The following is a 12674-nucleotide window of genomic DNA, read 5'->3' as shown; positions in this document are numbered from 1 at the left end:
TCATGGGTGCTCACCACCAATTTTATTGGCTTTGCTCAAGGACTCCAAGGGTTAAATCCACTTTTCTATTGTGGACTAGGCGATCGCACCTCGTCAAACAGGCCAGCGCTCCTAGATTTCCCTCCCCCGACTCTGCTTTCAACGGATTTAAGCTCGGAAAGACTACTCCGCACCGGGTTAAGACCCCACCACAGACTCCCTTAATAGGCTCCATTATTGCGGGGGAACAAAATCACCCCCATCGTCTTAACAATCACATACAAATCCATCCACCACGTGCGGGAATTCGCGTAATACACATCAATCTGAACACGACGATGATAGGGAATATCATTCCGTCCAGACACCTGCCATAAACCCGTAATCCCCGGACGAATCGTTAACACGCGGTCAATATTGCGACCGTAGCGCTTTAGTTCACCCGGCACTAAAGGACGAGGCCCCACCACACTCATATCCCCCATCAAGACATTCAAGAATTGGGGAAATTCATCTAAGCTCGTTAAACGGAGAAAACGACCTATCCTAGTTACTCGGGGGTCGTTTCTAATTTTGAAATCCATCTCAAACTCGCTGCGTAGCTGAGGGGAATTCAAGATCATCTCATCTAACAGGGCATCGGCATTGTTGACCATCGTCCGGAACTTAATACAGCCAAAGGGCTTATAGTTCTTGCCGACCCGCTTCTGTACATAAAAGATCGGCCCGGGGGAACTCAGCGCAATCAGCAACGCCAAAACTAGATACAGAGGGGAACACACAATCAGAACCGTCAACGAAAAGACAATATCAAAGAGCCGTTTCGTGAATTTTCCGTCTAGAACATCAAGCCATCGCACTCCTGCTCGGCTTTGAGCAGTTTGGGGGCGATTTTTCTGAGAAATCCGCCCTCTCAATAGCTTGACGGAGACAAGTTGGCTTTCCGCAGTCATCTTACTCCTTCACATCACACCACATAGCCCCAATGATAAAGTCATTTGATATCTAGCGGGGGCAATTCCCGTTACATTGCTCAAAAATGGGGGTGAACTGGACCCAGGTTCCACTCTTGACAACAGCGTTCTAGGAAGCTGAGATATCGTTGCTTAAAGATTGTCGGTGCAAACTGGTTTGCTTGCAAGCGACAAGCCTCTGGATCAATTATTCCTCGAATTTTCTCAAAAGTCTCTACTGTTTTGACTAAAGATTCCACATTTTGACCAGAGAAAAATAATCCGGTTCCTCCTTCTCGGGATTTTTGGGCATCTCTCACCGTCTCTAAGGCCCCCCCTGCACCGTAGGCAATGACTGGGGTGCCACAGGCCTGGGCTTCTACTGGCGCAATGCCAAAATCTTCATGGGCAGCATAGACAAAGGCTTTAGCTTTTGCCATATACTGCTCTACTACCTCATTGGGTTGAGGACCAAGGATTTCAACATGACTCTGGGCTAGTTGACGGATGGTTTTCAACTCGGGTCCACTCCCTATGACGACTAGGGGCTGTTTGAGTTCGTTAAATGCTTTGACAATTAAAGATACTTGTTTATAACTGACCAGACGGGAAACTGTTAGATAAAAATTATCTTTAGTTGGCTCGAAGGGGAAGCGCTCTATATGAACGGGGGGATAAATCACTTCGGCGGTACGACGATAACAACGCCAAATTCGTTGGGCGGTATATTGGGAATTAGCGATAAAGTAATCTACCCGATTGGCGGAAATCACGTCCCACTGACGTAGATGGTGGAGGAGGTAGCGGGTGTAAAGACCGGGAAGGCCCCGTCCGAGGCGACTGTTTTTGAGGTAATCAAAGGTGAGATCCCAGGCGTACCGCATGGGACTGTGACAGTAACAAATATGGGGCTGATGGGGGCGGGTGAGGACTCCTTTGGCGACGGCGTGGGAGGAGGATAGGATGAGGTCATAATCTCGCAAGTCGAGTTGTTCAATGGCGAGGGGGAGTAGGGGTAAATATTTTTGTACGCCCCGGCGGGCGAGGGGTAGGTGTTGTAAAAAGGTGGTGCCGATGGTGCGACCGAATAAGTAACTCTGGGGATTGACCGATTCAAAATCAATCAGTGCATAGAGGTCTGCCTCAAGATGTTGGAGAATTTCCTGCACGACCAGTTCAGAACCTCCGGTGGCTTTGGGGGTTAACCATTCATGCACAAGCGCGATTTTCATTGAATAAGATTGTATTAAGATCGTAAGGTGACGGCGAATTGCTCTACTAGGGCATCCCGTACTTTTTGGTGAATGGGTTCTACTTCTTGGTCGGTTAATGTGCGATCGCCTGCTCGGTAGGCCAAACTAAAGGCTAAACTCCGTTGACCTTCGGGTACCCCCTTCCCTTGATACTCGTCGAAGAGTTCCACCTGCTCTAGGAGGGCTTTTCCGGCTTCCTCCATGGTTTGGGTGAGGGTTCCCACGGCTAAATCAAGGGGGGCGAAGAAGGCCAGATCCCGCTCTACGGCTGGATAGGGGGAATAGACCTTAAATTTAGTCGGTTCGTCGTGTTTCATTTGAGACAGTAGAACCTCGGCCTGGAGTTGGAACACATAAACCGCTTCGGGGAAGTTGCGATCGCGCTGGACTTGAGGATGCAACTGGCCAAAAATCCCTAACTCCTGTTCCCCCAGCCACAGGGAAGCGGTACGGCCTGGATGAAATAGCGCCTCAGTGCTACAAGGTTGATAGCTTACCGTCACCCCTAAACGACTAAAGGCACTCTCTAACAACCCCTTCGCCTCATACCAGGTCATGGGCGACCCCTTGCCGCTTGTAGTCCAGCGTCCCGAGGTGAAGTAATGACCCCCTAAAATCCCGGCGATTTCATCCGCTTCTCCCAATGTCCCACTTTCCGACTTATGGAAAATTCGCCCAATTTCAAAGGCATTTAACGCCCCATTCCCTTGGGACTGGTTATAGTCAAAGGCATCTAATAACCCATTGACTAACTCATAACGCAGGGCAGAATATTCACTCAGTAAGGGGTTAGCAATTACCACCTGAGCCATTTCCGGTTTCACGAGGGAATAGTGAACCACCTCCGTTAAACCAATGCCCCGCAAGGCCGCCCGAATTCCATTGTAGGCCTTGCGTTTGGGGGGCAGAATTCCCGGTTCTGTTTTGCGGGGTAAGGTATCACAAAAACGGTCATAACCGTATAACCGCGCCACTTCTTCAATTAGGTCAATTTCCCGTTCTAGGTCGCGGTAACGGTAGGGGGGAATGGTCACCTGCCAGACGGGTTCTGCTTCCCCGGTGGCTTTCAATTTACAGCCCAAGGCGCTCAGAATGCCTTCCACTTCCGCCGCTTCAATCTCCCCTAGCGCCTCCCCTTTCTTCACCTGACCTAAAACGGCCTGGAGACGGGATAAGCGGAGTTCAAGGGTGCGGGTCCAGTCCTGAACCGGGGGGCGGCTATCATCGGCCTGTTGGCTCACCACCTGACCCCCAGCCAACTTGGTAATCAGGGCAATCGCTCGCCCACAGGCGAGATCCAATTCTACCGGGTTCACTCCCCGTTCATAGCGGGCGGAGGACTCGGTTCTGAGGCCTTGGCGACGGGAGGAACGGCGAATGGCTACGGGGTCAAATAAGGCCGCTTCTAGGAGGAGGTTGGTGGTTTGGTCGTGGACTTCGCTTTCTTCGCCCCCCATGACCCCAGCCAGTGCTACGGGACGGTCATTCACGGTGATTAAGAGGTTTTGGGGGTCGAGGGGGCGGGTTTGTCCGTCGAGGGTTTGTAGGGACTCCTCCCCTTGGGCAAAACCCACGCCTACGGCTAATTCTGAGCTTTTAGTCAGGGTTTGCAGGCGATCGCGGTCAAAAGCGTGGAGAGGCTGTCCCCACTCCAACAAGACATAGTTCGTCACGTCCACCACATTATTGATCGGGCGAATCCCAGCACTCTGGAGGCGGAACTTTAACCAATCCGGCGAGGGGCCAATTTTTACCCCTTCAATCACCGTCCCAATATAAACCGGACAAGCTTGTTTTTCGGCCACCTGCACCGTTAAGCCCCCTTTCCCCGCCACCTTGGGCGTAGAGGCTTGGGGTAACTTAACTTCCCCTTGGGTCAGAGCCGCCACCTCCCGCGCTACCCCCACCATACTCAGGGCATCAGCACGATTTGCCGTTGATGTCAAGTCTAAAATCACATCATCCAGACCCAAATAGGGGCGGACATCACTCCCCACCGTCATTCCTTCCTCGGGGAAAATATGAATGCCCTCGGACTCCTTCGCCAGTCCCAACTCCGCCAAGGAGCAGATCATCCCCTCCGACTTGACCCCCCGGAGTTTCGTGGGTTTCAGCTTGAGGTCAATGGCGGGTAAATAGGTTTTAGGCGGGGCTACGGGGACAAAAATCCCCGCCTTGACATTGGGTGCGCCGCAGACAATCGTAGCGGGGGACGCTTGCCCCAAATCTACCGTACAGACACTGAGTTTATCCGCATTGGGATGACGCTGGCAGTCTAGAACCTTACCGACAACAACACCCTCTGCGAAGGCGCGACGATCGATAATCTCCTCTACCTCAAAACCTGCCAGCGTTAGCACTTCCGCCAATTGTTCAGGCGGGAGTTCCACGGGAACTAATTCCCGCAACCAGTTCAAAGAAATCAGCATTAAATCGTCGCTTCCTGCTCACGTCAATGTTTTATCGTAGCAAAAACTGGGCGGCTAAAGCTCTGCCGTTGTGTTAAAAATCCGTTGTCTAGCCAAGAGATTGGGAAAAAGTAGTATATCCTAGTGATAAGAGTCCAAGCGATGACCTAATTTTAAAATCTTGGGATACCCAAAAACTTATAAATTCCAGAGATAATAAAAACATAACCTGTTAAAAGACTGCGTATTTTCCACCAGTGGGAAATACTTGGATCAACCAACCAACACCTCCCCTTTCCCTGCCTGCTTGAGTACAGCCCCCAAGGGGCATTTCTACATTGGTGATGCTGAATGAGTTACTGCCTCAATCCCACCTGTCCTAAACCCAAAAACCCTGATAATGTGTCCGTGTGCCAAGCCTGTGGCAGTAAGTTGCTCCTGCGCGATCGCTACCGTGTTGCCAAAGGACTAGGACAGGGCGGATTCGGTGCAACCTTTCTCGCTGTTGACCTCCAGCTACCCGGAAACCCGCTCTGTGTGATTAAGCAACTGCGCCCCTCGACCAATGATCCCAACATTTTCCAGATGGCGCGAGAACTCTTTGAACGGGAAGCCACCACCCTAGGGAAAATTGGCAATCACCCCCAAGTTCCCCGTCTTTTAGACTACTTTGAAGACAACAAGATTTTCTATCTTGTTCAGGAGTACGTTAAGGGGAATAATCTCCAGCAAGAAATTAAACGGAACGGCCCGGTGAGTGAAGCCGGAGCTAGACAGTTTTTAAGTGAAATTCTGCCCATGCTTCAGTATATTCACTCACAAAAAGTGATTCACCGCGACATCAAACCCGCGAATTTAATTCGGCGAGAGCAAGATAAAAAATTAGTCTTAATTGATTTTGGGGCGGTGAAAAATCAAGTAACCCCCCAAACCCCCAGCAGTGCCTCAGACCAAACCGCCCTAACTTCCTTTGCCGTAGGAACTCCCGGCTTTGCGCCCCCAGAACAGATGGCTCTGCGCCCTGTCTTTGCCAGTGATATCTACGCCCTCGGGGTCACTTGTATTTATCTCCTTACCGGGAAATCCCCTAAAGACTTGGACTATGACCCCAAAACTGGGGAAATGATGTGGCAGAAAAATGTAGACATCTCGGAGAACTTCGCCAATGTTTTAACGAAAATGCTAGAAGTCTCCGTCCGTCACCGCTACCAAACGGCGGACGAGGTGTTAAAAGCCCTAGATATGGAACCCTATCTCGAAAGTTTGGCTGAGGGATTAGTGGCGAAACCCACCGGAGGCAGTGGGAACAATCTACCCAACTCGGGACAGGATTCCTACGACTCTTCCCCCTCGGGGAAACCCCTCTCGGCGACGGAACGCTTGGCGATGGCTATTCGCAACAAGCGGAATAATCCTAATGTGGGGTCGCCCTTGGGTAGAAGTGGACGGGGATCTTTTGATACAACTAGCACCCTGCAAACCTCTGGTCGTCCGGCTAAACGCAAAGTTCAGCGACTAGATGAGGAGGCACTTTTGAACGCTTATGTCAAGGGGCGGCGGGATTTTGCTCAACAAAATCTGAGTAATTTAAATTTGCCCGAGGCCAACTTAGCCGGGGGAATTTTCCACCAGTCGAAGTTAAAACGCTCGAATTTGCAGGGGGCGAACTTGAATCATGCGGATTTTGGCCGGGCCAGTTTAGTCAGTTCTAATTTCCGGGATGCTAACTTAGGGCGGGCTTATTTGGTGGGGGCAGACTTAGAAGGGGCGGACTTACGGGGCGCAGACTTGAGTTATGCCAACTTCCGAGGGGCAAACTTGCGCGGTGCGAATTTATGCGGGGCCAATTTAACGAATGCCACGATTACTGATGAGCAGTTAGGGGTAGCTAAAACCAGTTGGACGACTATTTTACCCAATGGGAAACGGGGGTTTTGGGGCTAGAGCGTTTGACACTCTCACGGCCAAGCTAGACTGTGGCGGGAGATTCTTGTTTCATTGAGCGCTGCTTTCTCGCAACAGTATTTGTACTTTTATGCTTCGAGTTTTACCGCAAAGGGGAATTTCCCAAGATTTTTGTTAAATGTTAAGAATGGGCGATCGCATCTCCCCCCAGTCGTACAATTAACCTAAGAGCGAATGAGGCAAAAGCAATCATGGCTTATCTCTGCGAATTAGGGTCAAATCAAACCGTTTATCTAGACAATCAAGGGGCGCAAACGATTGTTACGACCTTTACAGGTGGTGCAGGACAGCAACAACAGTCTAGCAGTGGCTTCACCACAGGTCACTGGACCGCCCCCCCAGACGTTTTTCAAACCCCCCAAGGGGTCGTGATTCAACTGCACACCGAACGCGGAGAACAGTTAATCCAAGTTCAGGGGGGAAGCATGAGTACAATGGGCAGTTTCCCCACTTCAGGTCAAGCGCAACAGATGCAGGTTTCCTCCGGGGTTTCCATGCCCCAAGCCCCCGAAATGAAGCCCATGCAGCCCATGCAGCCCATGCAGCCCATGAAAATGGGCAATATGGAGATGAACACCAACCCTATGCAGATGCGGATGGGTAACATGGAAATGAGCATGGGTTCATCCCCCCCCACCTCTCAACGGCGTTTTTGCAGTCAGTGTGGCAGTCCCATCCAACCCAGTGACCGTTTTTGTGCCAATTGCGGCCATTCCTTACAATGAACAGTAATCCCTGTTCGTTGTTGGTTCGTTGTTGGGCTTTAGCCCTCTGAATTCGCACTGAAGCGTAACTACAAACTGTTCGTTGTTGGTTCGTTGTTGGGCTTTAGCCCTCTGAATTCGCGCTGAAGCGCAACTACAAACTGTTCGTTGTGGTTTCGTTGTTGGGCTTTAGCCCTCTGAATTCGCACGAAAGGGTAACTACAAACTGTTGTTGGTTGGTTGGTGGTGGGGCTTTACCCCTCTGAATTCGCAGTGAAGCGTAACTACAAACTGTTCGTTGTTGGTTGGTGCTGGGGCTTTACCCCTCTGAATTCGCACTGAAGCGTAACTACAAACTGTTCGTTGTTGGTTCGTTGTTGGGCTTTAGCCCTCTGAATTCGCGCTGAAGCGCAACTACAAACTGTTCGTTGTTGGTTCGTTGTTGGGCTTTAGCCCTCTGAATTCGCACTGAAGCGTAACTACAAACTGTTCGTTGTTGGTTCGTTGTTGGGCTTTAGCCCTCTGAATTCGCACTGAAGCGTAACTACAAACTGTTCGTTGTTGGTTCGTTGTTGGGCTTTAGCCCTCTGAATTCGCACTGAAGCGTAACTACAAACTGTTCGTTGTTGGTTCGTTGTTGGGCTTTAGCCCTCTGAATTCGCGCTGAAGCGCAACTACAAACGGTTGTTGGTTCGTTGTTGGGCTTTAGCCCTCTGAATTCGCGCTGAAGCGCAACTACAAACGGAAACGACAAACAGCCACTCTCTCCCCCCCTTCCAAAGGGGGGCTAGGGGGGATTATTCTCCATTCATTCCCTATCTTCCATGACCCTTAAAGTTAGTCTGCATCATAAATTACACTACCACTATTCCCAGCCCGTCTTTCTCGGCCCTCATACCTTGGGTTTGCGTCCTTCTCCTCACTGCCGCACCCCCATTCAAAGCTATAACCTCACCATCCAACCGAGCAACTATAGCATTACTTGGCAACAAGATCCCTACGGAAATTATCTCTCACGCCTCAACTTTCCCCAAAAAACCCAACACTTATCGATTGATGTCGATTTAATCGCAGAGATGCGACCCATTAATCCCTTTAACTTTGTGTTGGAACAGTATGCCGTGAACTACCCTTTCGCCTATGAACGTCAACTCGCGAAAGAACTTGAACCTTTTTTAGAAATTATTGAATCAGGAGACTTACTGCAAAAATGGGTTCAAGAGAACAAACAAGCCAATATATACACTCCCAACTTTATTATTGACTTAAATCAAAAACTTGCCCAAACTATCACCCACACCATCCGCTTAGAAGAAGGGATTCAAACTTGTGAAGAAACCTTAGAAAAAAAAGTAGGCTCTTGTCGAGATACCGCCTGGTTATTCGTGCAAATTTTGCGTTATTATGGGTTAGCTGCCCGCTTTGTTTCGGGGTATTTAATCCAACTCAAAGATGATATTCCTCCTCTGGATGATTCACCAACCATTGAAGAAGATTCTGGAGATTTGCACGCTTGGACAGAGGTCTATTTACCCGGTGCTGGGTGGATTGGTTTTGACCCCACATCAGGATATTTGGCCGCAGAGGGACATATTCCCCTCGTTTGTACCGCAGAACCGGGCGCAGCTAGTCCAGTCCAAGGCACAACAGAATCTTGTGAGTCTCATTTAGATTTTGCGGTCACTGTAACACGCTATGAGGAAAGTCCTCGGATGACGAAACCTTATAGCGAACAAGTTTGGAAAAAAATTGATCAATTAGGTCAAAATGTTGATGATAAGTTAGACCATTTAGGGGTGGGTTTAACGATGGGAGGTGAACCTACATTTGTCTCGGCTCATGATTTTGAGTCGGCACAATGGCAAGTGCAAGCGTTAGGAGAAGAGAAGTATAAACTTGCAAAGAAATTATTAGAACGCTTGGAAAATTGTTTCTCTCAAGGGGGCGGATTACTCCATTACGGCTCGGGAAAATGGTATCCGGGGGAAATCCTACCCCGTTGGGCGTTGGGCTGTTATTGGCGCAAAGATGGGGGGGGGTTGTGGAATGATCTCCTATTACGAGCCGATGAGGATAAAGACTATAAATATGGGGTGAAAGATGCCCAGTTATTTATTCATCAGTTAGGGCAGGTTTTAGGGGTTCATGAGTCAGGAATCCTCCCAGTCTATGAGGTGGAAGGGGAAGAACCCGCCGGGTATATCTTGCCCATTCTATCTATTATAGCACAAGAAAAACTCATCTGGACTACTTGTAAATGGTCGTTACAGCAAGAACGTTTAGAACTTTTAATCGGGGATTCAACCCTAGGATTTCGCTTACCGTTGGAACAAAAAGATTGGGCAGAAGAGTTAGTTACTGAAGCGATTTTGCCTTTAGATCATGCTCCGGTTCAAGTCTGTTCTGAACCCACTCTTTCCCCGGATGATTCGATTCGCATTGCTTTGGGGGTACAAGTGCGGGGCGGGGTGATGTATGTGTTTATTCCGCCCTTTAGTTCGGTACGGGGATTTGTGGATTTAATTGCAGCTATTGAAAAGACGGCCGAGGTGTTACAAATTCCGGTGATTTTAGAAGGCTATACGCCCCCCGGTGGGGGGGGAATTGTGGGGTTTCAAATTACCCCGGATCCCGGTGTCATTGAGGTGAATATTCACCCCGGAAGCTGTTGGGATGAGTTGGTGAAGATTCAAACGGCGTTGTATGAACAGGCGCGTTTGTGTGGGTTGGGTAGTGAAAAGTATATGCGGGATGGGCGACGGGTGAGTACAGGGGGCGGTTCTCATATTACCATTGGGGGGCAACGGGTGGAGGAGAGTCCTTTGTTGCGTCGTCCTGATTTGTTGCGCAGTTTGATTAGTTATTTTCAAAATCACCCCAGTTTGTCTTATTTATTTTCGGGTTTGTTTGTGGGGCCTACGAGTCAATCGCCGAGGGTAGATGAGGCAAGACATGAGAGTTTATATGAGTTAGAATTAGCGTTTCAGTCGTTTAAACCTTTTGGGGAGTTGCCAGCTTGGTTGGTGGATCGATTGTTGCGCAATTTGTTGATTGATGTGACGGGAAATACCCACCGGACGGCCTTTTGTATTGATAAGTTATACCCGGTGGAAAATTTCCGCAATCAGTTAGGACTGTTGGAGTTTCGCTCTTTTGCTATGGCTCCCCATCCGCAAATGAGTTTGTTGCAAATGTTGCTCATTCGGGGATTGGTGGCGTGGTTTTGGGAATGTCCCTATGAACGGCCTTTAATCCGTTGGGGGACGATGTTACAGGATCGGTTTTTGTTGCCCCATTTTATTGGGGAGGATCTCAAACAGGTGATTGTGGAGTTACAAGGGGCGGGTTTTCGGTTTGAGTGGGATTGGTTTGTACCGTTTTTTGAGTTTCGTTTTCCCGTTTATGGGGAGATTGTGCGGGAGGGGGTGCGTTTGGAGTTGCGTCATGGGATTGAACCTTGGTTAGTGTTGGGGGAGGAGATTGGCCAAGGGGGAACAGCGCGTTATGTGGATGATTCGATGGAACGGTTGCAGGTGAGGTTAGAGGGTGCGATCGCCTATTCTCCCAATTCCGACAGTGATTCTGGCCGCTATGCCTTGCTGTGTAACGGTTTGCCCGTGCCGTTGAAGTCTACAGGCCAGGGGGGGGAATATGTGGCCGGGGTACGTTATCGCGCTCGTCAGTATGCCTCACAACTCCATCCGGCGATCGCACCCCATAGCCCCTTATTATTTGACATTGTAGACTGTTGGACTCGGCGTTCTATTGGCGGCTGTACCTATCATGTCACCCCCCCCAATGGGATGTTATACGAGACTTTCCCGATTAATCCTAGAGAGGCAGAATCTCGCCTGATGGAGCGTTTTGTCCCGATGGGACATACTCCGGGGGTGATTGAATTGCCACCCCTCCAACGGAGTCCAGAGTTTCCTTTAACGTTAGATTTGCGTTCACATCCAACGGACAAAGCGGCTGCTACTTAACTTTTTTGTTGGTGATTAAGAGTTTGAACGCCTCCTAAAAGTAACAAGGTGATTGTAATGCCAAAAGCGAACCCAGTAAAGGTTGTTTTAGTTAAGAGGTTGGCTTTCACTTGAGGCCAATTATTGACTCGCACGGTGACATCTTCCGGGACGATGGAGTAGGGTCTACCCTCACTATCTAAAGCATAGAGGGTTTTTTCTGATAAGTGACGATTCAGATTTTTTCCAGCAATGAATAGCTGAAAATTTTGCTCGGTTTGCTCAAGGGATAAGGGCATAGCCTGATGAGTCCAGTATATGGTGGGATCTTCGTAAAATACACGATAAAGATCAATAAATAGATGACTCCCTAGGGTGAAAAAACCGCTTAGTCCGATGAGTAAAAAAGGGTTAATCGGTGGACGAGACATGATTTGAATCTAGGGCAATAAACTATAGGGTTTAATTATAAGCTGGATATCTTCTAAAAGGTGGTTATTGGGCAATCCGGCACGAGTCAGGATACGGGCTACTGTTGGCAGAGGTTTCCCAGCGATTCTCTCCCGTAGGGGGGGATAAAGGATAAACCGCAGGAGGAAAACGAGCCGTTGAAACGTGGCAAACGCTGAGTAGGGATGGGGGATGAGAGGAAAAGGAGGCAGGGGGGAAAGGACACAGGAGGGGGTAGGCGGTTGTTGGGTCTGACCTTGTACAATGTCCTGTTGTGCTAACCATTGTATATCTTGGGTGAACGCCTTTCCATCCCCATAAATTGCCCCCCATTGCGCCCCCATTGCCTCACAAATCCTCTCAATCTCTCCCCCCTCTAAACTGGCATCCCTTAAAAACAAGGCGATTAGGTGCAACAGGCGCTCAAAATCCACCAGCTTTGAATAACGGTGTAGGGTAAAAGCCGGAAGAGGAGAGGGGGGATTTTCCCGTAGATTGGCTAATTGAGTTTGGATTTGCCGATCATCACACTGATGAGGTAAAACCCGATAGAGGGCGACAAATCCCTCCGCCCTCCAAGGGGGGAAATCTTGCAAAGATTGATTCATATGTTCTAGCACAAAATCCGGCACTACGCGACTCCTTTGTTGATTCCATCGACGACAAGTTTCTAGGGGGGTGATTAAATGCCATCCCACCCATGCCATGTCGGGGGGCAGTTGTTGCAACAGTGTCAGTCGCCAAACTCGTTTAGCATTGGTGGCATCGTAGATGACAGGTTTTCCCTGTTGCCAGCTTTCCTGCACTTGTCGCCGCACTTCCTGTTCAATTTCCCCCCAATCTCCTTGAATGAGGGTGTCTCCATAGAATTGAGCGCGAATCTGATCCGGCGAAACAAGGGTATAATTTCCCAAGCGGTTTAATCGTTGGCAAAAGATCGATTTTCCGGCTCCCGGAAGTCCAATGAGAAAATGAGAGAAGGACATAGTAAGTGTGAGTT

Annotated in this window: 9 protein-coding genes; 3 read left to right on the top strand and 6 right to left on the bottom strand. The window is 49.4% G+C overall.

Annotation, left to right across the window (positions count from 1 at the left end; genetic code table 11):
- Positions 1-22 precede the first annotated feature (22 nt).
- The 4 genes from SPI9445_RS31285 to pheT form a co-directional block, all read right to left on the bottom strand.
- A complete protein-coding gene (locus SPI9445_RS31285) occupies positions 23-214 on the bottom strand; it encodes a hypothetical protein (protein WP_237747913.1) in 192 nt (63 codons plus the stop codon).
- Complete coding sequence (locus SPI9445_RS0101785; protein ID WP_017303000.1) at positions 201-932, bottom strand: undecaprenyl-phosphate galactose phosphotransferase family protein; 732 nt, start codon at positions 930-932, stop codon at positions 201-203. The genes SPI9445_RS31285 and SPI9445_RS0101785 overlap by 14 nt, the downstream gene beginning before the upstream one ends.
- Positions 933-1012: 80 nt before the next feature.
- The gene (locus SPI9445_RS0101780; RefSeq protein ID WP_026079457.1) at positions 1013-2164 is read right to left on the bottom strand and encodes a glycosyltransferase; all 1152 of its coding nucleotides are present in this window, start codon (positions 2162-2164) and stop codon (positions 1013-1015) included.
- 14 nt (positions 2165-2178) lie between these two features.
- Complete coding sequence (gene pheT, locus SPI9445_RS0101775; protein WP_017302998.1) at positions 2179-4614, bottom strand: phenylalanine--tRNA ligase subunit beta; 2436 nt, start codon at positions 4612-4614, stop codon at positions 2179-2181.
- 330 nt (positions 4615-4944) lie between these two features.
- Between pheT and SPI9445_RS0101770 the strand changes: the two genes are divergently transcribed.
- From SPI9445_RS0101770 to SPI9445_RS0101760, 3 genes are all read left to right on the top strand, one after another.
- A complete protein-coding gene (locus SPI9445_RS0101770; protein WP_017302997.1) occupies positions 4945-6537 on the top strand; it encodes a serine/threonine-protein kinase in 1593 nt (530 codons plus the stop codon).
- 212 nt (positions 6538-6749) lie between these two features.
- Positions 6750-7283 carry a zinc ribbon domain-containing protein gene (locus SPI9445_RS0101765; protein WP_017302996.1) on the top strand — a complete coding sequence of 178 codons (534 nt, stop codon included), beginning with the start codon at positions 6750-6752 and terminating at the stop codon, positions 7281-7283.
- A gap of 803 nt (positions 7284-8086) precedes the next feature.
- Entirely contained in the window at positions 8087-11245 is a 3159-nt protein-coding gene (locus SPI9445_RS0101760) for a transglutaminase family protein (protein WP_017302995.1), read from the top strand.
- Here the strand turns inward: SPI9445_RS0101760 and SPI9445_RS0101755 are convergent.
- Entirely contained in the window at positions 11242-11655 is a 414-nt protein-coding gene (locus SPI9445_RS0101755; protein WP_017302994.1) for a hypothetical protein, read from the bottom strand. The two genes, SPI9445_RS0101760 and SPI9445_RS0101755, sit on opposite strands and share 4 nt — an antisense overlap.
- 9 nt (positions 11656-11664) lie before the next feature.
- Complete coding sequence (locus SPI9445_RS23950; protein ID WP_017302993.1) at positions 11665-12660, bottom strand: ATP-binding protein; 996 nt, start codon at positions 12658-12660, stop codon at positions 11665-11667.
- Positions 12661-12674 lie beyond the last annotated feature (14 nt).

Origin of the sequence: Spirulina subsalsa PCC 9445 (assembly GCF_000314005.1) — a bacterium.
In the GTDB taxonomy this organism is placed as follows: Bacteria; Cyanobacteriota; Cyanobacteriia; order Cyanobacteriales; family Spirulinaceae; genus Spirulina_A; species Spirulina_A subsalsa.
This window is presented reverse-complemented; position numbering and strand designations above follow the sequence as displayed.